This is a genomic window from Rhodococcus sp. Z13_19A (genome assembly GCF_058133575.1).
In genome coordinates, this window is record NZ_JBYUNN010000004.1 from 176,664 (window position 1) to 198,990 (window position 22,327).

Here is a 22,327-nt window from a genome sequence, read left to right on the forward strand (position 1 = left end):
GCACGCTCACAGGGCCCGCACCTTCTGCCGCCGGACGATGTAGATGAAGAACGGGGCGCCGATCAGCGCCGTCACGATGCCCACGTCGAGCTCGCCGGGGCGGGCGGCGATCCGGCCGACCACGTCGGAGGCGGTGAGCAGGGACGCACCGAGGAGCGCGCAGAACGGCAGCATCCAGCGGTGGTCCACGCCCACCAGCAGCCGGCAGGCGTGCGGCACGACGAGCCCGACGAACCCGATGGGCCCGGTCACGGCGGTGCAGGCGCCACACAGGACCACGGCCCCGACCGCGGCGAGCGCGCGCACCACGACGACGTTCTCGCCCAGCCCGGCGGCCAGGTCGTCACCCAGGGCCAGGGAGTTGAGCCCGCGGGCGGAGAGCAGGCAGAGGGCGAAGCCCACGAGCAGGAACGGCAGGATCTGCCCGATCTTGTCGTACGAGCCACCGCCGACGCCGCCGATCTGCCAGAGGCGAATGCCCCCGGCGATGTCGTTGCGGGGCAGGGTGATCGCGGTGACGAGCGAGGCGAGGGCGGCGGAGGTGGCCGCCCCGGCCAGGGCGAGCTTGAGCGGGGTGGCGCCACCGCGGCCCAGCGAGCCGACGGCGTAGACGAAGGTGGCCGCGACGGCGGCCCCGGCGATGGCGACCCAGATGTAGCTGGTGGGGGAGGTCAGGCCGAAGAAGGTGATGCCGAGGACCACGGTGAGCGAGGCACCCATGTTCACGCCCAGGATCCCGGGGTCGGCCAGCGGGTTGCGAGTGACGCCCTGCATGACGCCACCGGACAGCCCGAGCGCGGCACCCACGATCAGCGCGAGCAGGGTGCGGGGAACCCGCTTGCTGACCGCGGCTTCCTCCAGGGTGGCCTCGCTCCCGCTCAGGCCGGCGAGGATGTCGCCCCAGCCGACCGTGCGCGAGCCGATGGCCACCGAGGCGAGAGCGACGGCCGCCAGCAGCACGAGCGCGGCGAGCAGCCACAGGGTGCGCGCCGACGCCGGACGCCGCACGAGTGCGGCGTCCGGCGTCGGCAGAGGGTCGAGCTTCGTCACTTCACCTTGTCCGCGGCTGCGGCGAGGAGCTTGACGTAGTCCTCGAGCACCCAGGAGATGGCGAGCGGGGTCGGGTTCGCGGCGGTGGCCAGCGGGGTGCTGCCGGGCAGCAGGGTCACCGAGCCACGCTGGACGGCGGGGATCTTGGACAGCAGCGGGTCGCTCTGCAGCTGCTGCAGGAGCTTGCCGTCGGCGTCGCCGTAGCCGGTGATGATGTCGACGTCGTTGAAGAAGTCGATCTGCTCCGAGCTCTGCTTGAGCGAGAACTTCTTGGTGTCGGCCGAGGCCTTCGCGACGCTGGCCGGCGTGGTCAGCCCCAGGTCCTCGAAGAACAGGGTCCGGGTGTCGTGGGTGGTGTAGTAGCCGATCTGGCTCACGTCGCTGGGGTCGATGTGGGTGACGAACATGGCCGACTTGCCGGTGAGCTGCGGGTACTTGGCGACCGTGGTCTTGACCTGCTGCTGGATGTCGGCGATCAGCTTGTCGCCCTCGGCGGCCTTGCCCAGCGCCTTGCTGTTCAGCTTGATGATGTCCTGCCACGGCGTGGCCCAAGCGGCCTCCGGGTAGGCCACGACCGGGGCGATCTGGCTGAGGGTGTCGTAGTCCTGCTGGGTCAGGCCCGAGTACGACGCGAGGATGACGTCCGGCTTGGTGTCCGCCACCGCCGCGAAGTCCACGCCGTCGGTCTCGTCGAAGAGCACCGGGGTCGGCGCCTTGAGGTCGTCGAGCTTCTTCTTGACCCAGGGCAGCAGCCCGTCGGTGTCGTCGTCGCCGAAGTTGGCGGCGGCCATGCCGACCGGGACGATGCCGAGAGCCAGGGGAACCTCGTGGTTGGCCCAGTTGACCGTCGCGACCCGCTCGGGCTTCTTCTCGATGACCGTCTTCCCGAGCGCGTGCTCGATGGTCACCGGGGTCCAGGTGTCGCCGCTGGTGGTGCCGGCGTTGGCCTCGGTGTCGGTGGCCGAGGACGAGCAGGCGGCCAGCGTGGCCGTCAGCAGCGCGGCCACGGTGAGCGTGGCGAGGCGTTTGGCGCGGAACATGTGCGTCCTTTCGAAGGGTGGTACCGGCGGCGGGTGTCCGCGCGCGCGTGCTGGAGCGAGGCTTCGGCGTGCCGGAGCACAGGTGGTGCAGGTGGGAGGACAACGCTGTCCGGTCCCGAACGTCGAACCGTCCAGTCTGGAGAGACCGCTCGGCACACACTAAGGCGAGGCTAACCATAGTGCCTGCTGGGGGTGGGTGGTGACGACGCGCTCGCCCACGGGCCGGGTGCCGGCGTGACGCGAGTCGTGCGGCTGCTCGGGCCGGTGCCTTCCGCGTGACAGCATGACGGTCACGCGGAACTCACTGGGAGACAAATGATGTGGCAACTGGCTGTGGACCTGGGTGCAGACCGGACCAAGGCTGCGCTGGCCGGGCCGGGCGTCCCCCCGCGGGTGGTGGAGCTCGACGGGGCAGCGTCGATGCCCTCGGCGGTGTACGCCCACGAGGACGGCAGCCTGCTCACCGGCAGCGAGGCCCGGCACTGGGGCCAGCACGAGCCGGACCGCTACGAGGCGCACCCGGTGCTGCGGGCACCGGAGAGCGCCCTGGTGCTGGGCGGGCGACCGGTCCGGGTGGTCGACGCCCTCGCCGCGGTGCTGACCACAGTGGGCGAGGCGGTGCACCAGCTGGTTGACCAGCACCCCGGCCAGGTGCTGCTCGCGGTGCCCGCGTACTGGTCGGCGGCTCAGACGCAGGCACTGCGCAGCGCCGTCGCCGCGACGCCGTGGGCGCGGGCCGAGGTGCGGGTGGTCCCCTCGGTGCTGGCGGCGGCCGCGCACTGCCACCGCGCCGGGGTGGTCCCCACCGACCAGCCGTTCGTGGTGCACGACGTGGGCGCCGGCGGGCTGAGCACGGCGGTGGTCGTGGTGGGTGCGGGCGGCCCGCGGCTGCTGGCGGCCGCCGGCGCAGGCGGCGTCGGGGGAGTGGGGGCGGACGCCCTGCTGGTGGAGCACGTGGGCGCCGCTGTCTCCGGGGAGCACCCGGCGGCGTGGCAGAGCCTGGTGCAGCCGCGCGACCTGCCCAGCCGCCGGTCGGCCCTGGCCCTGCGGCAGCGGGTGCGACTCGCCCGCGAGCAGCTCTCCGCCGAGTCGGTGACCGCCGTGGCGCTGCCACCGCCGTTCGCGAGCCTGCCGCTGGGCCGCGAGGAGCTCGACCACCTCCTGGCGCCGCAGCTGAGCCGGGGGCTGGACCTGCTCGGCGGTGCGCTGCAGCAGGCCGGGGTGGCGCCGACCGACCTGGCCGGCGTGGTCCTGCTGGGCGGCTTCGCCCGCACCCCCGGGGTCGCCGACTCCCTCGCCACCCGGTTCAGCGTGCTCGGCCACGGCGACACGAGCGCCACCGTGCTGGGCGCGTCCGTGGTGGAGCCCCCCGCTGCGTCAGCTCCTGTTGCGGCACGGCCTGGTGCTGCGCCTCCCGTTGCGGCACCTCCCGTTGCGGCACCGCCGACTGGGTGGGCTGGGCCGACTGCGACCGCAGCGCCCGCCCACAAGCCCGTGCCCACCAGCGGCAGCTCCCGCACGGCGCTGGCGGCCATCGCCGCGGCCGCCGCGCTGGTGGTGGTGCTGGTCGTCGCCGTCGTGGTGGTGGTGCTCAACCAGCCAGCGAGCGCGCCGGCCACCGCCCAGCCCGCCAGCAGCACCCCCGCGCCCACCACCAGCAGCACCCCCTCGACCACCAGCACCGCTCCCACCACCACCAGCACGCCGCCGACGACGACGTCCACCGCCGCCGCGGCACCGCCGCCGCTGGTGGCGGGCTGGCAGACGGTGGCCTCGTCCGACCGGGGTGCGGCCTACGACGTCCCGCCCGGCTGGAAGGTGGCCTCGGAGGGCACCATCGGCGGCTTCGAGACCAAGAGCGGGGACCGGGTGGTGGGCAAGGGCTACACCTCCTTCGCCAGCGACTTCTGCGACCAGTTCACGTCCAAGGCCAACTCCGCGCTCACCGGCTCCGACCAGGCTGATCCCGCCGCCGCGGCTCTCCAGGTGGCCACCCGGTGGGCGACGGTGGCCTTCACCGACGACGCCGGGGTGGTGCCCCCGCTGGCGCCCGGCGCCCCGCGGACGGTGGTGAGCCCGGCCGGTACCGGCTCGCTGGTGGAGGTGACCGCGCCGCTGGCCAAGAAGCAGGAGTGCTCGGCGCCGGCGGGGGCGATGTACGCCTACGCACTGCCCGGCTCGACCCCCGGGCGCGCCTTCGTGCTGGTGGTGCACGCCGCCCGGGGCGTGCCGGACGAGGTGAGTGCGGCGGTGGTGGAGCAGATCGCCACCACCGTGCGTCCGCTGGGCTGAGCGCTAGGGTCTGCTGCCGTGCAGGTGGAAGCGGTGAGCCGGGCGGCGAAGCACGCGTTCAGCAAGACCAACCAGGACGCGATCCGGCTGCTGGCCGGGCTCGGCGTGGACGGTGACGCCCACGCCGGCGCCACCGTGCAGCACCGCTGGGCGGCGTCGCGCACCCCGACCGCGCCCAACCTGCGCCAGGTGCACCTGCTGCAGGCCGAGCTGCACGACGAGCTCCGCGCCGAGGGCTTCGAGGTGGCCCCCGGGGCGCTGGGGGAGAACGTCACCACTCGCGGGGTGGACCTGCTGGCGCTGCCCACCGGCACCCGGCTGCGCTTGGGCGCGGAGTCGGTCGTCGAGCTCACCGGGCTGCGCAACCCCTGCGTGCTGATCGACCGGTTCCAGCCGGGGCTGCGCCGAGTGGTGTCCGACCGCGACCACCGTGGACGCATCGTGCGGCGCAAGGCCGGGGTGATGGCGGTGGTGCTCGTCGGCGGGCAGGTGCAGCCCGGCGACCCGGTGGTGGTGGAGCTGCCGGCGCCGCCGCACCGACCCCTGCGCCTGGTCTGAGGCGCCGGGTGCGGCGCATCCGTGGCTAGGGTGAGTCGATGACCGTGCTGAGCGCCCCGCCCGCCTCCCGCCCCCGGTCGGCTGCCCGGATCGCGCTCGGTGCGGTGCTGGCCTTCGCCGGGGTGAGCCACCTGACCTTCGCCCGCGAGGACTTCCAGGCCCAGGTGCCCGGCTGGGTGCCCCTCGGGGAGGACCCGGTGGTGCTGCTGAGCGGGCTGGTGGAGATCGGGCTCGGCGGGGCGCTCATCGCGTTCGGCCGCGGGCGCATCGGGGTGGGCCTGCTGGTCGCCGCCTTCTTCGTCGCCGTGTTCCCGGGCAACATCGCCCAGTACCTCGACCACGCCGACGCCTTCGGCCTGGACACCGACCGCAAGCGCCTGGTGCGGCTGTTCTTCCAGCCGCTGCTGGTCGCCTGGGCGCTGTGGTCCACCGCGGCCTGGCGGGACCGCCCCCGGTAGCACCAGCGCCCCACCCCGTGCCGGGTGCCGTTGCGCGCCGGCCCCGGGAGGCTCAGACGATCTTGTTGCCGTTGTCGCGCAACATTTCCTGGGCCACCTCGACCACCCACCGGTTCTCCGCGTACGCGGTGCTGCGCAGCACGGCCAGGGCATCGGGCACGGAGAGCCCCTGGCGCACTGCCAGCATGCCGGCGGCCTGGTGGACGTCGTTGCGGTCGGTCATCTGCGCCAGGTGCATGCGCTCCGGGTTGCTGTCCGGGAAGGTGGGCGAGAGGACCGTGCCGAGCCCGGCCAGGCCCTCGTCGAGCACGGGCCCGGCAAGGGAGTCCGCGTGCTGCTGCGCGGTAGCCACCGACTCCTCGCTCAGCGGTCCCGGTGCACGGCGGTAGAGCTCGAGCACCCCGAACGCCGTGCCGTCGATCCGCAGGGCGAACGCGAAGGCGGCGCCTGCGCCGGCAATCGCCGCCTCCCGCGCGTATCCAGGCCAGCGTGCCATCGCCGCGGCACCGACCATGTCGTTCTCGAACAGCGGCTTGGGCAGCGTGAACGCGGTCAGGCACGGTCCCTCGCCGAGGGTGAACTGCAGCTCGTCGAGCACGTAGGCGGTCTCGTCGGTGGCGTGCAGCAGGCGGCGAGTGTTCTGCCCGGCCAGCATCACCACCGCGGCGCCGTCCACCGGGACGTCGCGAAGGCACAGCGTGCACAGCTGGCTCGCGGCACCAGGCTCGGTCAGCTCGGACACGGACACCCCTTTAGCTCTGTTGTGACTGGAGGTGACAGTAGGACGGCTTCCGCGGCCCCGCAGTGCGAGGCGAGGTGCCGCTGATCACCCGCGCTCGTCGGGGTGGGCCACTGACCTGCGGAGCCAGAACCCGGTGAACCAGCGGAGGCTGGCGCCCGAGTACCGTTTTGCTGTCGGCCACTGACCTGCGGCAACCAACGCTGAGCAGGTCTGTGACCGCCGTTACCTGGTTGCAGCGACTGCCGCCTGACCGAGCCCTCCGGGATCTCCCGGGGGCTCTTGCCATGTCAGGGGGTGTCCGGTGGCGCAGGCCACAGCTCGACTCACCACCACGCTCGCTCGAAGGGACTCCCACCGCATGTCTGGCTACATCCAGGACGACGTCAGCGACGCCGAGATCGACCGCCAGGCCGCGCTCTACGGCGGGCTGGCGCAGAGCGTGCGAGAGCTGATCGACGCCGCGCTGCGCACCGAGACCGACGAGGACGTGGTGCTCAAGGCCACCGACGAGATCCGGGAGCTCACCGCGCGGCTGCAGGAGAAGCAGATGCCGGGCTCCTTCGGCGTGCGCTGGTCGCCCAGCGGACGCAAGCGGGAGTGGGGCAACGCCGTGCGGGGCATTCGCAACGCCATCGCCCCACCAGTGGACATCCACGAGGGCCCCGACGGTCGGGTGTGGGCCGACTTCACCCTGGGCGCGGCCTACGAGGGCCCGGCCGGGCTCACCCACGGCGGCGTCTCGGCGCTGATCCTGGACAACATCCTGGGGGCTGCCGCCGAGGCCGGCGGGTCACCGGGCATGACCGGCACCCTGACCGTCCGCTACCGCCGGCCCACCCCGCTGAACGAGCCGCTGCACGCGGAGGGCGAGATCGACCGCGTCGAGGGCATCAAGTGCTTCGTGCGCGGCACCATCTCCGACGAGGGCGGAGTGTGCGTGGAGGCCGAGGGCGTCTTCATCCTGCCGCGCTGGGCACGGGCAGCGCTGGCGGCCGCAGCTGAGGAGAAGGCAGCCGAGGAGAAGGCAGCCGAGGAGAGCCCGGCCAGCTAGTCCGCCGGCGGTGCTCGCTCAGCCGCCGCCGCAGACCGCCCAGGCGAGGCTCCCACTGGTGATGGACGGCCATCCTCGGCGCTCAGACCACGAAGCGGTAGCCCATCCCGGCCTCGGTGAGCAGGTGCCGCGGGTGCGCCGGGTCGGGCTCGAGCTTGCGGCGCAGCTGGGCCAGGTACACCCGCAGGTAGTGGGTCTCGGTGGCGTAGGCCGGGCCCCACACGTCCAGCAGCAGCTCGCGCTGGCCGACGAGCTTGCCGGGGCTGCGGGCCAGCAGCTCCAGGATGGCCCACTCGGTGGGGGTCAGGCGCACCTTCTCCCCGTCCCGGGTGACGGTCTTGGTGGCCAGGTCCACGGTGAACGACGCCGTCACCACCACCGGGTCAGAGCTGACGGCGGTGGCGGTGGAGCGCCGCAGCGCCGCCCGCAGCCGGGCCAGCAGCTCGTCCATGCCGAAGGGCTTGGTCAGGTAGTCGTCGGCGCCGGCGTCCAGGGCCTCGACCTTGTCGGCGGAGTCGGTGCGGGCGGAGAGCACGATCACCGGGACGCTGGTCCAGCCGCGCAACCCGGCCAGCACCTCGGTGCCGTCCAGGTCGGGCAGACCCAGGTCCAGGATCACCACGTCAGGGCGGCGCTCGGCGGCTGCCCGCAGCGCCGCGGCGCCGGTGGCCGCGGTGACCACCTCGTAGCCGCGGACGCTGAGGTTGATCCGCAGCGCCCGCAGGATCTGCGGCTCGTCGTCGATCACCAGCACCGTGGTCATGCCGCCACCTCGGCACGGGCGAGGTCGACCACCATGGTGAGGCCGCCGCCAGGGGTCTCACCCGCGGTCACCGTCCCGCCCATGGCCTCCACGAACCCGCGGACCACGGCCAGGCCCAGCCCCACCCCGGTGGTGTTGTCGTGGTCGCCGAGCCGCTGGAACGCCTCGAACACCGAGTCCTCGCTGCCGCGCGGCACCCCCGGGCCGGAGTCGGCCACCGTGATGACGGTGCGCTCGCCCACCTCGGCGGCCTGCACCCGCACCACCGAGCCAGCCGCGTGCCGCAGCGCGTTGTCCACCAGGTTGGCCAGCACCCGCTCGAGCAGGCCCTGGTCGGCCAGCACCGTCACCGGTCCCACCTCCACCACCACCTGTTCGGGCCCGGCGCAGCCCCGGCCGAGCGCCCCCTTGCGCAGGCCGAGCAGCGCCCGGTGCACGGCCTCCTCCAGGTAGACGGTGCGCAGCTGCGGGTGCAGCGCCCCGGCCGCCAGCCGCGAGGAGTCCAGCAGGTTGCCGACGAGGTCGGTGAGCTGGTCGGTGGACTCCTCCACGGTCGCGAGCAGCTCGGCGGTGTCTTCGGGGGAGAAGTCCACGTCGTCGCTGCGCAGGCTGGAGGCCGCTGCCTTGATCGCCGCCAGCGGCGTGCGCAGGTCGTGGCTGACCGCCGACAGCAGCGACCGGCGCAGCTGGTCGGCGGCGGCGAGCCCCCGGGCCGTGTCCGCCTCCGCCGACAGCCGCTCCTGGCGCAGCAGTGCCGCCGCCTGGTTGGCCACCGCGGTGAGCACCCGCCGGTCGTGCCCGGCCACGGCCGGCCCGGCCAGCACCAGGGCGTGCTGGTCCACCTCCACCACGCTGTCGGCGACGGCTCGGCGCAGCGGCGGGCAGTCGCCCACCGCGCACTGGGGCTCGTCGTCGGCGTCGAGGATGCTCACGCCGTGCTGCCCGAAGGTCTCGCGCACCCGCTCCAGCAGCGCGGGCAGGTCCGCGCCGCGCAGCACCGAGGCGGCGAAGGACGCGAGCAGCTCGGCCTCCTGCACGGCCCGGCGGGCCTGCCGGGTGCGGGCGGCCGCAGTGTCCACCAGGGCCGCCACGGCCACGGCCACCGTCAGCAGCACCAGGATGACGAGGAGGTTGGCGGGCTCGGAGATGGTGAAGCTGTGGGTGGGGGCGGTGAAGTAGTAGTTCAGCAGCAGCCCGGAGACCAGCGCGGACAGCGCCGCCGGGGCCACCCCGCCGAGCAGCGACACCGCCAGCACCACCACGAAGAACAGCGCGCTGGCCCCGCCGACGCCCAGGCGCTCCTGCACCCCGAGCATGGCCACGGTGGCCAGCGGCGGCAGCGCCACGGCCACCAGCCAGCTGAGCACCCGGCGGGGCCAGCCGGCCGTCACCGCCACGCGCGGGCGGTGACGGGAGTGCTCGTGGGTGACCAGGTGGACGTCGATGGTGCCGGCGCCGCGGACCACCGCCGCCCCGATGCCCTCGTCCAGGATGCGGGCCCACCGCGAGCGGCGGGAGGCGCCGATGACCAGCTGGGTGGCGTTGACCGACGCGGCCAGCTCGAGCAGGGTGGCCGGCACGTCGTCGCCGACCACGGTGTGCACCGTGGCCCCGAGATCGGCGGCCAGGCGGCGCACGTTGGTCATGGTCAGCGTCGCGTCGCCGGCCAGGCCGTCCCCGCGCACCACGTGGGCCACCACCAGCTGGGCGGCGGAGCGCGAGGCGATGCGGCTGGCCCGGCGCACCAGGGTCTCCGACTCCGCGTCACCGGTCACCGCCACCACCACCCGCTCCCTGGCCTCCCAGGTGGCGGTGATGTGGTGGTCGGTGCGGTACCGGGCGAGGGCGGCGTCCACCTGGTCGGCCAGCCACAGCAGCGCCAGCTCGCGCAGCGCCGTGAGGTTGCCCGGGCGGAAGTAGCTGCTCAGCGCCGCGTCCACCCGCTCCGGTGGGTACACGTTGCCGTGGGAGAGCCTGCGACGCAGTGCTTCCGGCGTGATGTCCACCAGCTCCACCTGGGTGGCGGCGCGGACGAACACGTCCGGCACCGTCTCCCGCTGCACCACGCCGGTGATCTGCTGCACCACGTCGTTCAGGCTCTCCAGGTGCTGCACGTTGAGCGTGGACAGCACGTCGATGCCCGCGGCCAGCAGCTGCTCCACGTCCTGCCAGCGCTTGGGGTTGACGCTGCCCGGGGCGTTGGTGTGCGCCAGCTCGTCCACCAGCGCCAGGCGGGGCCGCCGGGCGAGCACCGCCGCTACGTCCAGCTCCTCCAGGGTGACGCCGCGGTGGCTGACCTGGCGCAGCGGCACCACCTCCAGGCCGGCGAGCTGCTCGGCGGTGTGCACCCGGCCGTGGGTGTCCACCACCGCCACCACCACGTCGGTGCCGCGCTGGGCCCGCCGGTGGGCCTCGTCCAGCATCGCGTAGGTCTTGCCCGCGCCGGGGGCCGCGCCGAGGTAGATGCGCAGCGTCCCCCGTGCGGACCCGGCAGCCGGGTGCTCAGCGCTCACCGGCACATCATCCCTGTGACGGTGAAAAAGGTTGCTGGGCACCCGGCTGCGCCGCTCACCGGGTGGTGCAGCCGGGCGCGGTCAGCCCGAGCGCCACGTTCAGCGCCGGGACGTGCACGCCCTCCTCGCCGAGGAAGCCCAGCTGCCGCCCGGCGGTGTGCTCGGCGACCAGCCCGCGCACGGTCTCCGGGGACATGCCGTTCTCCCGCGCCACCCGCGCCACCTGCAGCTCGGCGTAGGCCGGGCTGATCTGCGGGTCGAGCCCGGACCCTGAGCCGGTGAGCGCATCTGCGGGCACCGTCTCCGGCGGCACGGACTCCCGGGCGGCGACGAGCGCGCGCCGCTGCTCGCCGAACCCGGCCAGCGCCTGGCTGGACGGTCCCTGGTTGGTGGGCAGCCCGGCGGCGGGGCTGCCCGGGGCCATCGCGTCCTCGGCGCTGACGGAGCCGACCACCCGGGTGTGGAAGTACGGGTCGGGCTCACCGGCGGGCACCTGCGGGTCCACCCCGAGCAGGCTGCTGCCCACCACGCACCCGGCGGAGTCCCGCAGCGGCGACCCCTCGGCGCTCGCTGAGTCGAGGCGGCTGACGGCCCAGACCCCGGCGGGGTAGGCGACGCCGAGGATCACGGTCAGCACCAGCAGCACGCTGGCGCCGGCCCACACCTGGCGCAGGTAGCTCATGGCAGTTCTCATCGATCTCACCCAATCCCGGGAATCATGCGAACAACGAGGTCGATCAGCCAGATGGCCACGAACGGGAGGATGACACCGCCCAGTCCGAAGCGGAGCAGGTTGCGGCCCAGCAACCGCGAGGCTGAGGCGGGCCGGTACTGCACGCCCTTCAGCGCCAGCGGGACGAGCCCGATGATGATCAGCGCGTTGAAGATCACCGCCGAGAGGATGGCGGTGTTCGGCGAGTGCAGGTGCATCACGTTGAGCCGGTCGAGCTGCGGGTAGATGCCCACGAACAGCGCGGGCAGGATGGCGAAGTACTTGGCCAGGTCGTTGGCCAGGGAGAAGGTCGTCAGTGCCCCGCGGGTGATCAGCAGCTGCTTGCCGATGGCCACCACCTCGATGAGCTTGGTGGGGTCGGAGTCGAGGTCGACCATGTTGCCGGCCTCCTTGGCTGCCGACGTGCCGGTGTTCATCGCCACCCCGACGTCGGCCTGGGCCAGCGCCGGTGCGTCGTTGGTGCCGTCGCCGGTCATCGCGACCAGCCGGCCACCCTCCTGCTCGCGGCGGATCAGCGCGAGCTTGTCCTCCGGGGTGGCCTCGGCCATGAAGTCGTCCACCCCTGCCTCGGCGGCGATGGCCTTGGCGGTGAGGGGGTTGTCACCGGTGATCATCACCGTGCGGATGCCCATGGACCGCAGCTCGGCGAACCGCTCGGCGATCCCCGGCTTGACCACGTCGGACAGTCGGATCGCGCCCAGCACCCGGGCGGTGCCGCCACTGGCCTCGGCGACCAGCAGCGGGGTGGCGCCGTCGTTGGCGATGGCGTTCACCTGGTCCAGCACGGGTTGTTCCACCCGGCCGCCCTCAGCGGTGACCCAGCCGGCCACCGAGTCGCTGGCACCCTTGCGGATCTGGCGGTCACCGCCGTCGTCGGTCAGGTTCACCCCGCTCATCCGGGTCTGCGCAGTGAACGGGACCAGCTCCGCGGCCCGCTCGGCGGCGTCGGGCTCGGCGGCCAGCCCGAAGTCCGCGGCGCACAGCTCGACGACGCTGCGCCCCTCCGGGGTCTCGTCGGCCAGGCTGGACAGCCGGGCCCCCGCCGCGAGCTCGTCAGCCGTCACTCCCGGTGCCGGGCAGAGCTCGGTGGCACGCCGGTTGCCGAAGGTGATGGTGCCGGTCTTGTCCATCAGCAGGGTGTCGATGTCGCCGGCGGCCTCCACCGCGCGGCCGGACATGGCCAGCACGTTGCGCTGCACCAGACGGTCCATGCCGGCGATGCCGATGGCCGAGAGCAGTGCCCCGATGGTGGTGGGGATGAGGCACACCAGCAGCGCGATCAGCTTGACCGGGTCCTGCGCCTGGCCGGCGTAGGCCGCCATCGGTCCGACCGCCACCACCGCGAGCAGGAAGATGATGGTGAGGGAGGCCAGCAGGATGTTCAGCGCCACCTCGTTGGGCGTCTTCTGGCGTGCCGCGCCCTCGACCAGGGAGATCATCCGGTCCACGAAGGTCTCGCCGGGCTCGGCCGTGATGGTGACGACGATGCGGTCGGACAGCACCGTCGTCCCACCGGTCACCGCGCACCGGTCGCCGCCGGACTCCCGGATCACCGGCGCCGACTCTCCGGTGATGGCGGACTCGTCGACGGTGGCGATGCCCTCCACCACGTCGCCGTCGCCGGGAATGACCTGTCCCGCCTCGACCACCACCCGGTCGCCCTTGCGCAGGTCGGACCCGGCCACGTCCTCCACCTCACCAGAGGAGGTGAGGCGGTGGGCGGTGGTGCTGGTGCGCAGCTGGCGCAGGCTGGCTGCCTGTGCCTTGCCCCGTCCCTCGGCCACCGACTCGGCGAGGTTGGCGAACAGCACCGTGAACCACAGCCACAGCGCGGTCAGCCAGGCGAACAGGCTGGGACTGCCGATCGCCATGGCGGTGGTGACCACCGAGCCGACCAGCACGACGAACATGACGGGGTTGCGCGCCTGGTGGCGAGGGTCGAGCTTGCGCACCGCGTCGGGAAGTGACGTGAGCAGCTGCCGGGGGCTGAACGTCCCACTCCGCACCGGTGCGGCAGCGGTGGTGGAGGTGCGTTCCTTCGGGAGCACGGGCTCGTCGAGCGTGGGAGCGGTCATGACAGGGCCTCCGAGATGGGTCCCAGCGCCAGCGCCGGGAAGAAGGTGAGGGCCGCGACGAGCACGACGGTGCCCGTCAGCAGGCCGGTGAACACCAGCCCGCCGGTCGGCAGCGTGCCCGAGCTGGTGGGAGTCCTCGGCTGTCGGGCGAGGGAGCCCGCCAGGGCGAGCACGAAGATGATGGGCAGCAGTCGGCCGAGCAGCATGGCGATGCCGAGCGAGGACTGGAACCAGTCACTGGTGACGGTGAGCCCGCCGAAGGCGCTGCCGTTGTTGTTCGACGCCGAGGCGAACGCGTAGAGCACCTCGGTGAAGCCGTGGATGGCGCCGGGCGAGCCGGGATCGCCGCTGTTGCCGAGGAACCCGGTGGTGGAGGACAGCACCACGGTGATGGCCGTGCCGATGAGCACCAGGGCCGGCATGACCAGCACTGATAGGGCCGCCATGGTGATCTCGCGACGGCGGATCTTCTTGCCCAGGTACTCCGGGGTGCGACCGACCAGCAGACCACCGACGAACACCGCGATGATGGCGAGCACGAGGAGCCCGTACAGCCCGGTGCCCACCCCGCCGGGAGCGATCTCGCCCAGCAGCATGTTCAGCAGGAGGGCCCCGCCACCCGCGGCGGAGAAGCTGTCGTGGGCGGCGTTCACTGCGCCGGTGGAGGTTCCGGTGGTGCTGACGCCGAACAACACCGAGCCGGGGATGCCGAAGCGCACCTCCTTGCCCTCCATCATGGCGCCGGCGGCCTGGGCGGCGACGCCGTGCTGGTGCTGCTCGGCCCAGGAGGTGACCGCGAGCATCGCGCCCCAGAGCAGCGCCATCACGGCGAGCAGCGACAGGCCCTGGCGGCGGCTGCCGACCATGGTGCCGAAGGTCCGGGTGAGGCACACCGGAATGAGCAGGATCGCGAGGATCTCGACGGCGTTGCTCAGCGGGGTGGCGTTCTCGAACGGGTGCGCGGAGTTGGCCGCGAGGATGCCGCCGCCGTTGGTGCCCAGCTCCTTGATGGCCTCCTGCGAGGCCACCGGGGCCAGGGCGTTGGTGGACTGCGCGCCGTCCAGGCCGGTGGAGGCGAAGCCGGTGTGGAAGGACTGGATCACGCCCTGGCTGAGCAGCACCAGTGCGACCAGGAAGGACAGCGGCAGCAGGATCCGCAGGGCGCCCCGGGTGAGGTCCACCCAGAAGCTGCCGATCTCGCCCCGTCCGGTGACCCGGACGAAACCGCGGATGAGGGCTACTGCCACGGAGAGCCCGACTGCGGCGGAGAGGAAGTTCTGCACCGCCAGGCCGGCGGCCTGGGTGAGGTGGCTCATCGTGGTCTCGGGCACGTAGGACTGCCAGTTGGTGTTGGCCACGAAAGAGATCGAGGTGTTGAAGGCGACCGACGGGCTGACCCCGGACAGGCCGCCGTTGAGCGGCAGCACCCCTTGCACGCGCTGCAGCAGGTAGAGCAGCAGCACGCTGGCGGTGGTGAAGCCGAGCATGCTCAGCGCGTAGCCGACCCAGGTCTGCTCGGCGGACGGGTTGATGCGGCAGAGCCGGTAGACGCCGCGCTCCACCCGCAGGTCGCTGGTGCTGGTGAACACTCGGGCCATGTAGTCGCCCAGGGGCACGTAGACCGCGGCGAGCACCGCGAGCACCGCACCGAGCTGGAGGGTGGCGGCCAGGGCGGGGCTCATCAGAACCGCTCCGGGTCGAGCAGGGCCACCAACAGGTAGACGACGAGGAGGAGCGCGAGGACGATCAGCGCCACGCTCAGCGCGCCCGCGCCCGTCACCGGGAAGCCTTGGTCGTGGAGCTGGGGCTCTCCGAGTCGCGCAGGGCACGAAGCACCAGCACGCAACAGAGCAGTCCACCCAGGACCAGTGACAGGTAGGCCAGGTCGGCCATCAGAACACACCCCTTCCAGCGCGGAAACCTTCCGCCGGAAGACAGCGTGAGCCGGTGGGGGAGTGCGGAAGCCGGTCCTGACGAGCTCCTTACGCGGGCACCCGTCGTCTTGACGAGTTCTTGATGCCCGGCGCTATCGGTCCCGGTCCGTGGCGGCGGAGCCCGCCGCGATGACCAGCTCGGCCATCTGCCGGCCCAGGCGCAGCGGCTCCTCGGAGTGCTCCACCTTGGAGCCGGCCAGCGCACCGTCGTAGATCAGCTGGATGCGCTGCGCTGCGTCGTCGGGGTGGGCCAGACCGGCCTCGCGCAGCAGGGCGCTGACGGTGTGGCGGAACCACGTCCGGTGCGCCTGCACCGGTTCGAGCTCCTCGTCGGGGAACTCGGTGGCCGCGTTGACGTACTGGCAGCCGCGGTAGTTGCGCGCCGGAGCGGAGGCGATGGCCAGGTCGAAGAAGGTGAGCACCTTGGCCAGCGGGTCCTCGACGGTGGCGACGGCCTCGGTCCAGCGGGTGCGGTCGCGCTCGTCCAGCCGGCGCAGGTAGGCCAGCACCAGCGCGTCCTTGGAGCCGAACGCGGAGTACAGGCTGGCCTTGGCCACCCCCGCGCCGCTGAGGATCCGGTCGATGCCCACCGCGCGGATTCCCTCGGCCGCGAACAGCGCGGTCGCGGCGTCCAGCAGGCGATCGGCGGGGGATGCCTTGCCAGCCTTGGTGCTTCCGGGTCGCCGGCCCGCGCGGGCGGGGAGGGTGTGAGGCGCAGGCACGACACCAGGTTACTGCCCCAGCGCGTCCCGTGGGGGGATTTCTAGACAGAACGATCTGTCTATTGCTAGTGTTCTGCAGGTGACCCGCAGCTTCCTGATCCGCCGCCTGCACGTGGACCTCGTGCGTGTGGCGAACGCTGCCTGTCGTCGCACTCGCTGACCGCCCGCGCACCCGCTGAACCAGCGCTGCGCCCTCCTCGGTCTTGCCGGCCACCGTTGCCGGTTCTCCGGACACCGTCGTCCGAATCGCACTTCTCCATCCTGACGCGCGCTGCGCGCTACCCGTCTCTCGAAAGGTGACCCCCATGTCGCTGTACCTCTACGAGCTCGTGACCACCGCCGGCCAGGCCGCCCAGGTGATCAAGGACGTCGACGCCCGCACGGCCGAGGCCGGTGGCGAGCTGATCGAGACCCAGGTGACCGCCGGTGGTGAGCGCGTCTTCGCGATCACCGAGTTCGAGTCCTGCCGCGCCCCGGAGCTGGCCGCCGACGCGCTGGGGGTCGCCAGCGTCGAGGGCCCCAGCGAGGTGCGGCTGGTGGGCGCCGAGCTGGCGCAGATCAAGGCCGCCCGTCCGGAGGCCGGCTACCTGGTGGAGTGGGACCTGCCCGCGGAGCTGGACATGGACTCCTACCTGGCGCGCAAGAAGGCCAACGCGCCCAAGTACGCCAACGTGCCCGAGGTCGCCTTCCTGCGCACCTACGTCCGCGAGGACATGGGCAAGTGCCTGTGCTTCTACGACGCCCCCGACGAGGCTGCGGTGTTCCGCGCCCGCGAGGCCGTCAGCACCCCGGTCGACCGCATTCACGCCCTCGAGGGATAGGTAGCCATGACTGCGGCCATCGCACCCACCGAGGAGCAGCGGCGGCGCGAGGTGTGCGCCCTGGTGCGCGACCGCGCCGACGCGCTCGACCGGGGTGAGACCGACGTTCGGGCCGACATCGCCGCCCTCGGCGAGCGGGGCCTGTTCCGGCTGGGCCTGGACGGGACGAGCCTGGACCGGATGGTCGCCGTCATCGAGGACGTCGCGGCGGAGAGCCTCGCCGCCGGGTTCTCGGTGTGGGCGCACCGGGTGACGCTGGAGTGCGTCAACCGGGCGCCCGAGCCGGTGCGCGCCGCGTTCCGGCCCGCGCTGGAGAACGGCACCGAGGTGGGTGTCACCGCCATGGCGGCCGGGCTCAAGCACGCGGCCGGCCTGGGCGAGACTCCGCTGATCGCCACCGAGGTGGCCGACGGGCTCGAGGTCTCCGGTCCGATCCGCTGGGCGTCCAACGTGTTCCGCTCGGCCCTGGTGGTGCTGCCCACCCGCACCGAGGACGGGCGCACCTTCGTCGCGCTGGTGCGCACCGACGACCCGGGCGTCACCGTGCACCCAGCCCCGCAGCTGCTGGCGCTGGGGGCCACGGCCTCCACCTCGCTGACCCTGGAGCGGGTGCACGTGCCCGCCGCACAGGTGGTGAGCACCGACCTGGTCGGGTTCGTCGCCCGGTTGCGGCCCACCTTCCTGCTGCTGCAGACGGCCTTCTGCAGCGGCGTCACCGGGGCCGCGCTGGCGGAGTCCGAGCCGCTGCTCACCAAGCTGGGCAAGCTGCTGGAGGCCGAGCACCGGCAGGTGGCCGCCGAGCACGCGTCGGTGCGCGAGCGGCTGTACCGGTGGGCGGCGCAGACCACCCCCGACGGCCCGCCCCCCATGACCGGGCGCGAGCTGGTGCAGCTGCGCCTGGACGCCGCCGGTGCCGCGGTGACCGCCACCCGGCTGGAGTCCACCCTGCGGGGTGGGGCCGGCTACGCCACCGGCAGCGCCACCAACCGTCGCTTCCGCGAGGCGGCGTTCCTCCCCATCCAGTCACCCTCGGAAGGACAGCTGCGGTGGGAACTAGCGCAGTCCAACTAGTCAACGGCCACAAGAGCTACGCCGGGCGGGGTGACGCCGTCCTGCGCGGGGTCGACCTCTCCGTCGAGGCGGGGGAGACCCTGGTGGTGCTCGGCGTCAGCGGCAGCGGCAAGTCCACGCTGCTGCGGATCCTGGCCGGGCTGGACCAGCTGGACAGCGGCTCGCTGCAGTGGGAGCAGCCGCACACCCCGGGCCGGGGCGAGCCCCGCCCGCACACCGGCGTGGTGTTCCAGCAGCCGCTGCTGATGCCGTGGCTGACCGTGCGGGAGAACATCGCGCTGGGTGGGCGCTTCGGCCGCAACCGGGACCGCTTCGACCCCGCGCACGCCGAGGAGCTGCTCGAGCACTTCGGCCTGGCCGCGCTGGCCGGTTCCTACCCCGACCAGCTCTCCGGCGGGCAGGCCCAGCGGGTGGCGGTGATCCGCGCGGTGGCGATCCGGCCCCAGGTGCTGCTGCTGGACGAGCCGTTCAGCGCGCTGGACCCGGCGATCCGCGCCGACCTGCAGCAGTGGCTGCGGACGATGACCACCGAGCTGGGCCTGACCACCGTGCTGGTCACCCACGACATCGACGAGGCCGTGGTGGTGGGCGACCGCATCGCGCTGCTCGGCGCCTCCGGGGTGTTCGAGCAGGAGTGGTCGACCAGCACCGACCCGCAGCGGCTGCGGATGGAGATCATGGCCCGCTACCGCGACGCCACCGGTGTGCCCGTGGAGGCCCGGTGAGTGCTGGTGGTGGGCTGAGCCGGCGCACGCTGCTGCGCGGCGCGACCGGGCTGGCCGTCGCGGGTGGGCTGGCCGGGGTGGCCGACCTGGCCCGCGCCGCGGCCACCGACCGCAGCAACACCACCGGTCAGCTGCGCATCGGCTACCTGCCCATCACCGACGCCTCCCCGCTGCTCATCGCCCACGACGCCGGGCTCTACGACCCGGCGGTGGTGAGCCAGGCGAAGCCGGTGCTGTTCCGCAGCTGGGCGTCGCTGGCGGAGGCGTTCGTCAGCCGGCAGGTGGACGTGGTGCACCTGCTGATGCCGATGGCCGTGCAGCTGCGCTACTCGGTGGGCTCCAGCGCACGCATCCTCGGCTGGAACCACACCAACGGCTCCGCGCTGACGGTGGCGCCGCACGTCACCGAGCTGGGCCAGCTGGCGGGGGAGCAGGTGGCCATCCCGTTCTGGTGGTCCATCCACAACATCGCCATCCAGCAGCTCTTCCGGGCCAACGGCCTGCGTCCGGTGATCCGCCAGTCCGCGTCCCGCTCCGCCGGCACCGTCGAGCTGATCGTGATGAGCCCGTCGGACATGGTGCCCGCGCTGGCCGCCGGCTCCATCGCGGCCTTCACCGTGGCCGACCCGTTCAACGCCGCGGCCGAGGCCAGGAAGATCGGGCGCATCCACCGCTTCGTCGGCGACGTATGGCGCGACCACGCCTGCTGCGCGCTGCTGGTGCACGCCGACCTCATCGACCGTGCCCCCGCCGGGGTGCAGACGCTCACCGACTCCGTGCTCGCCGCCCAGCTGCGCATCGACGGCGGGCGCCAGGCCACCGCCGGGGAGCTCTCCGCGGGCAAGTACCTGCCGCAGCCGCTGCCGGCGATCACCAAGGCGCTGACCTATCCGGCCGACAAGTACGACCTGCGCCACCCCGGCTGGCAGCCGCAGCGGCTCGGTTTCCAGCCCTTCCCGTTCCCCAGCTTCACGCAGGCGCTGGTGGAGGCCATGCACGACACCGTGGTGGACGGCGACACCGGCTTCCTCGACCGGGTGGACGCCGCGGCGGTGCACGGCGAGCTGGTGGACGACCGCTTCGTGCGGCAGAGCATCACCCGGCACGGCGGTCCCGCCGCGTTCGGCCTGCCCGAGACCCTCACCCGTACCGAGGAAGTGGATCCCACGTGAGCACCAAGCAGCCTGCCCGTCCGAGGTGGAGCGCGTGCTGGCCGCCCGCGGCCGCGATCGCCGTGGCCGTGGCCGTGTGGTGGCTGCTCACCACGGTGGTCGCCGGCAGCACGTCGCTGGTGCGCGAGTTCGCCCCGCAGCACGTCGTGCCGGCGCTGGTGGAGCTGTTCGACCGCGGGGTGCTGCTGCCCGACGTCGGGGTCAGCGTGTGGCGGCTGCTCGTCGGCCTGCTCGTCGCCACGGTGATCGGCATCCCGCTGGGCCTGCTGATCGGGCTCAACGTCCGCTTCGAGCGCGCCTCGATGCCCGTGGTGCAGTTCCTGCGGATGATCTCGCCGCTGTCCTGGGCGCCCATCGCGGTGGCCCTGTTCGGCATCGGCCACCAACCGGTGTTCTTCCTCATTGCCGCCGCTGCGGTGTGGCCGATCGTCATCAACACCGCCGCAGGCGTGCGCGCCGTGGACCCCGGGCACCTGCTGGTGGCCCGCTCGCTGGGCGCCACTCGGTGGGAGCAGCTCACCGCCGTGGTGCTGCCGGCGATCCGCGACCACGTGCGCACCGGGCTGCGGGTGGGCCTGGGCATCGCCTGGATCGTGCTGGTGCCGGCGGAGATGCTGGGGGTGCGCTCCGGGCTGGGCTACCAGATCCTCAACGCCCGCGACCAGCTCGCCTACGACCAGGTGATGGCCGTGATCGTGGTGATCGGCGTGCTCGGCTTCGTGCTCGACTGGGCGGCCCGGCGGCTGCTGGACACCAGCCGCCGCAGCACCACCACCACAGCCGCCGCGCAGCAGGGAGTGCTCACCGGAGCCTGACCCTGAGCCGGTGCTGCCGTCAGCTGGCGAACGCCGCGGCGCTGGTGGTGAGCGCGGCCCCGGCAGCCTGCATCTCGGTGCGCGCGGCCGCCCCCAGCTCGGCGGTCACCGGCACCGTCAGGTCGCGCAGCAGCCGGACGCCGAAGCCGTGGCCCAGCGCGTCGAGCACGGTGGCCCGCACGCAGTGGCTCTCGGCGATGCCCAGCACGTCCAGGTCGGTGACGCCGGCCGCGCGCAGCACCTGCAGCGCTGGTCGCCCGTCCGGGTCGGCGCCGTCGAAGAGGGAGTACGCCGCCTCGTGCGCACCCTTGCGCACCCGCACGTCGATGGCGGTGTCGGCCAGCGCGGGGTGCAGCTCGGCGTTGGCGGTGCCGGCCAGGCCGTGCGGGGGCCAGGTGTCGACGAAGTCGGGCTCGGTGGAGAAGTGGTGGCCGGGATCGACGTGGTAGTCCTGGCTGGACACCACCAGGTGGTAGCGGTCGCCGTGCTCGGCGAGGAACTGCGCGCTGCGGACGCAGACGTCGTTGCCGCCGTCCACCGCCAGCTCCCCGCCCTCGCAGAACGTCGGCTGAGCGTCCACGACGAGGCAGGCCCGGACGGTGCTCATTGGTCGTCTCCTCGTGCTCAGGGCCAGTGCCGCCCACCCTAGGTCGCCCGGGCCGCGGTGTCGGCTCAGCACCGTCGCTCGGTGGCCGATGGGGGAGGTGGCGGTGCGCCCGGAGCAGGGCGGCCGAGACAGCTACGGAGACCCCACATGACGCTGACCGTTCCTCGCCTCCGCGGGCTCGCGCTGGCCGGTGCCACCACGGCGCTGCTGATGGCCTCCGGTGCCGCGGTGGCCTCGTCGGCACCCGCGCCCGTGGCGCCGGACCCGGCGCCGGTCACCACCACCGGGGCCGCCTCGGTCAGCTACGACGGCTACGCGCTGCACCACAACCCGGACGGGTCGGTGATCCGCTGGAACCCCTGCGAGCCGATCCCGTACCAGGTCAACCCGCGCAACGGCGGTCCCACGGCCGAGGCTGACGTGGCGGCGGCCGTGGACATCGTGCGCCGGGAGTCCGGGCTGAACCTGGTGTACACCGGCACCACCGACGTGGTTCCGCAGCGCGGCCACGGCTTCGACGGCACGCCGGCCCACCCCAGGACCCCGCTGGTGATCGCCTGGGCGGCGCCGGGGACGGGTCCGGGCACGTCCAGCCTGCTCAACGGCATGGGCGGCGCCGCGGGCGTCGGCGGCGTCACCACCTGGTCGTACACCCCGCCGGGTGCCGCGCAGGCGACCCCGTGGCAGGTGGTGTCCGGGTTCGTGGTGCTCGACAGCCGCACGTACCCGCAGCTGGCACCCGGGTTCGGGCCGGCCGCGTCGTCCACCCGGGGCCGGCTGGTGCTGCACGAGCTGGGCCACGCCATCGGCCTGGACCACACCAGCACGCCGGGCCAGGTGATGAACCCGACCGTGAGCGGTGCCGCCACCCCAGGGTTCGCCGCGGGCGACCGCAAGGGCCTGGAGCGGGTGGGCCGGGCCGCGGGCGGACTGGACGGCGCGCCCTGCGCGGGCGAGCCGGCACCGCCGGTGGTGGCCCCCGCGCCGTCGAACCCGTGGCTGGACTTCTGGAGCTGGCTGGTGGCGTTGTTCCTCAGCTTCTTCCGCTGACCGGGTGCTGCTGACCGGGTGTTGCTGCTGGCGGGGGCTGAGCAGCAGCACCTGGTAGCGGTTAGCGACGGTCTGCGGCGCGCTTGGTGGTACTTGCAGACGGCCCATCCACGGCGCGGAGGGCCTTGACAGTGC

Annotated in this window: 21 protein-coding genes; 10 read left to right on the top strand and 11 right to left on the bottom strand. The window is 73.1% G+C overall.

All coding sequences use genetic code 11. From position 1 onward, the window contains the following. Positions 1–6: 6 nt before the first annotated feature. Positions 7–1,050 (bottom strand): FecCD family ABC transporter permease, encoded by a 1,044-nt coding sequence (locus AC3YNX_RS15790; RefSeq protein WP_489996087.1) that lies wholly within the window; start codon positions 1,048–1,050, stop codon positions 7–9. Then, positions 1,047–2,090, bottom strand: a complete 1,044-nt coding sequence (locus tag AC3YNX_RS15795) for an iron-siderophore ABC transporter substrate-binding protein (RefSeq protein WP_489996088.1) — start codon at positions 2,088–2,090, stop codon at positions 1,047–1,049. Before AC3YNX_RS15795 ends, AC3YNX_RS15790 begins: the two co-directional genes overlap by 4 nt. A 318-nt stretch (positions 2,091–2,408) precedes the next feature. Here AC3YNX_RS15795 and AC3YNX_RS15800 point away from each other — a divergent pair, with 318 nt between their 5' ends. The 3 genes from AC3YNX_RS15800 to AC3YNX_RS15810 are packed head-to-tail and all read left to right on the top strand — an operon-like array spanning position 2,409 to position 5,398. Next, positions 2,409–4,382 carry a DUF8017 domain-containing protein gene (locus AC3YNX_RS15800; protein ID WP_489996089.1) on the top strand — a complete coding sequence of 658 codons (1,974 nt, stop codon included), beginning with the start codon at positions 2,409–2,411 and terminating at the stop codon, positions 4,380–4,382. Between the two features lie 18 nt (positions 4,383–4,400). Further along, entirely contained in the window at positions 4,401–4,940 is a 540-nt protein-coding gene (locus AC3YNX_RS15805) for an MOSC domain-containing protein (protein WP_489996090.1), read from the top strand. Positions 4,941–4,978: 38 nt separating this feature from the next. After that, a complete protein-coding gene (locus tag AC3YNX_RS15810) occupies positions 4,979–5,398 on the top strand; it encodes a DoxX family protein (RefSeq protein WP_127783623.1) in 420 nt (139 codons plus the stop codon). A gap of 52 nt (positions 5,399–5,450) precedes the next feature. Here AC3YNX_RS15810 and AC3YNX_RS15815 read toward each other — a convergent pair whose 3' ends face one another. Beyond that, complete coding sequence (locus AC3YNX_RS15815; protein WP_127783622.1) at positions 5,451–6,140, bottom strand: ANTAR domain-containing protein; 690 nt, start codon at positions 6,138–6,140, stop codon at positions 5,451–5,453. A 358-nt stretch (positions 6,141–6,498) separates the two neighbouring features. Between AC3YNX_RS15815 and AC3YNX_RS15820 the strand changes: the two genes are divergently transcribed. Beyond that, complete coding sequence (locus tag AC3YNX_RS15820) at positions 6,499–7,191, top strand: PaaI family thioesterase (RefSeq protein ID WP_489996091.1); 693 nt, start codon at positions 6,499–6,501, stop codon at positions 7,189–7,191. An 82-nt stretch (positions 7,192–7,273) separates the two neighbouring features. On the opposite strand, the gene AC3YNX_RS15825 is transcribed toward AC3YNX_RS15820, so the two are convergent. From AC3YNX_RS15825 to AC3YNX_RS15855, 7 genes are all read right to left on the bottom strand, one after another. Then, positions 7,274–7,954, bottom strand: a complete 681-nt coding sequence (locus AC3YNX_RS15825; protein WP_127783620.1) for a response regulator — start codon at positions 7,952–7,954, stop codon at positions 7,274–7,276. Beyond that, positions 7,951–10,467, bottom strand: a complete 2,517-nt coding sequence (locus AC3YNX_RS15830) for a DUF4118 domain-containing protein (protein WP_489996092.1) — start codon at positions 10,465–10,467, stop codon at positions 7,951–7,953. Before AC3YNX_RS15830 ends, AC3YNX_RS15825 begins: the two co-directional genes overlap by 4 nt. A 55-nt stretch (positions 10,468–10,522) precedes the next feature. Beyond that, positions 10,523–11,161, bottom strand: a complete 639-nt coding sequence (locus tag AC3YNX_RS15835; protein WP_489996093.1) for a potassium-transporting ATPase subunit C — start codon at positions 11,159–11,161, stop codon at positions 10,523–10,525. Between the two features lie 5 nt (positions 11,162–11,166). After that, on the bottom strand, positions 11,167–13,275 hold the full coding sequence (gene kdpB, locus AC3YNX_RS15840; RefSeq protein ID WP_489996094.1) for a potassium-transporting ATPase subunit KdpB: 2,109 nt from the start codon (positions 13,273–13,275) through the stop codon (positions 11,167–11,169). Further along, positions 13,272–14,957: a potassium-transporting ATPase subunit KdpA gene (kdpA, locus tag AC3YNX_RS15845; RefSeq protein ID WP_127783617.1), complete on the bottom strand. Its 1,686-nt coding sequence runs from the start codon at positions 14,955–14,957 to the stop codon at positions 13,272–13,274. Before kdpA ends, kdpB begins: the two co-directional genes overlap by 4 nt. Further along, positions 14,957–15,055: a K(+)-transporting ATPase subunit F gene (gene kdpF, locus AC3YNX_RS15850; RefSeq protein ID WP_127783616.1), complete on the bottom strand. Its 99-nt coding sequence runs from the start codon at positions 15,053–15,055 to the stop codon at positions 14,957–14,959. The genes kdpA and kdpF overlap by 1 nt, the downstream gene beginning before the upstream one ends. A 246-nt stretch (positions 15,056–15,301) precedes the next feature. After that, positions 15,302–15,847 (bottom strand): TetR/AcrR family transcriptional regulator, encoded by a 546-nt coding sequence (locus AC3YNX_RS15855; protein ID WP_489996285.1) that lies wholly within the window; start codon positions 15,845–15,847, stop codon positions 15,302–15,304. A 389-nt stretch (positions 15,848–16,236) separates the two neighbouring features. Between AC3YNX_RS15855 and AC3YNX_RS15860 the strand changes: the two genes are divergently transcribed. Genes AC3YNX_RS15860 through AC3YNX_RS15880 form a run of 5 tightly spaced genes read left to right on the top strand, consistent with a single transcriptional unit; the run spans position 16,237 to position 20,535 of the window. Then, positions 16,237–16,752, top strand: a complete 516-nt coding sequence (locus AC3YNX_RS15860; protein ID WP_127783614.1) for a DUF4242 domain-containing protein — start codon at positions 16,237–16,239, stop codon at positions 16,750–16,752. A gap of 6 nt (positions 16,753–16,758) precedes the next feature. After that, positions 16,759–17,823 (top strand): acyl-CoA dehydrogenase family protein, encoded by a 1,065-nt coding sequence (locus tag AC3YNX_RS15865; protein ID WP_489996095.1) that lies wholly within the window; start codon positions 16,759–16,761, stop codon positions 17,821–17,823. Next, positions 17,799–18,548, top strand: a complete 750-nt coding sequence (locus AC3YNX_RS15870) for an ABC transporter ATP-binding protein (protein ID WP_489996096.1) — start codon at positions 17,799–17,801, stop codon at positions 18,546–18,548. Before AC3YNX_RS15865 ends, AC3YNX_RS15870 begins: the two co-directional genes overlap by 25 nt. After that, positions 18,545–19,720 carry an ABC transporter substrate-binding protein gene (locus AC3YNX_RS15875; RefSeq protein ID WP_489996097.1) on the top strand — a complete coding sequence of 392 codons (1,176 nt, stop codon included), beginning with the start codon at positions 18,545–18,547 and terminating at the stop codon, positions 19,718–19,720. The genes AC3YNX_RS15870 and AC3YNX_RS15875 overlap by 4 nt, the downstream gene beginning before the upstream one ends. Beyond that, positions 19,717–20,535: an ABC transporter permease gene (locus AC3YNX_RS15880; protein WP_127783610.1), complete on the top strand. Its 819-nt coding sequence runs from the start codon at positions 19,717–19,719 to the stop codon at positions 20,533–20,535. Before AC3YNX_RS15875 ends, AC3YNX_RS15880 begins: the two co-directional genes overlap by 4 nt. Positions 20,536–20,554: 19 nt before the next feature. Here AC3YNX_RS15880 and AC3YNX_RS15885 read toward each other — a convergent pair whose 3' ends face one another. Continuing rightward, entirely contained in the window at positions 20,555–21,142 is a 588-nt protein-coding gene (locus AC3YNX_RS15885) for an isochorismatase family protein (RefSeq protein WP_489996098.1), read from the bottom strand. Positions 21,143–21,289: 147 nt separating this feature from the next. On the opposite strand from AC3YNX_RS15885, the gene AC3YNX_RS15890 reads away from it, so the two are divergent. After that, positions 21,290–22,192 carry a matrixin family metalloprotease gene (locus AC3YNX_RS15890; protein ID WP_489996099.1) on the top strand — a complete coding sequence of 301 codons (903 nt, stop codon included), beginning with the start codon at positions 21,290–21,292 and terminating at the stop codon, positions 22,190–22,192. The last annotated feature ends 135 nt before the right edge of the window (positions 22,193–22,327 follow it).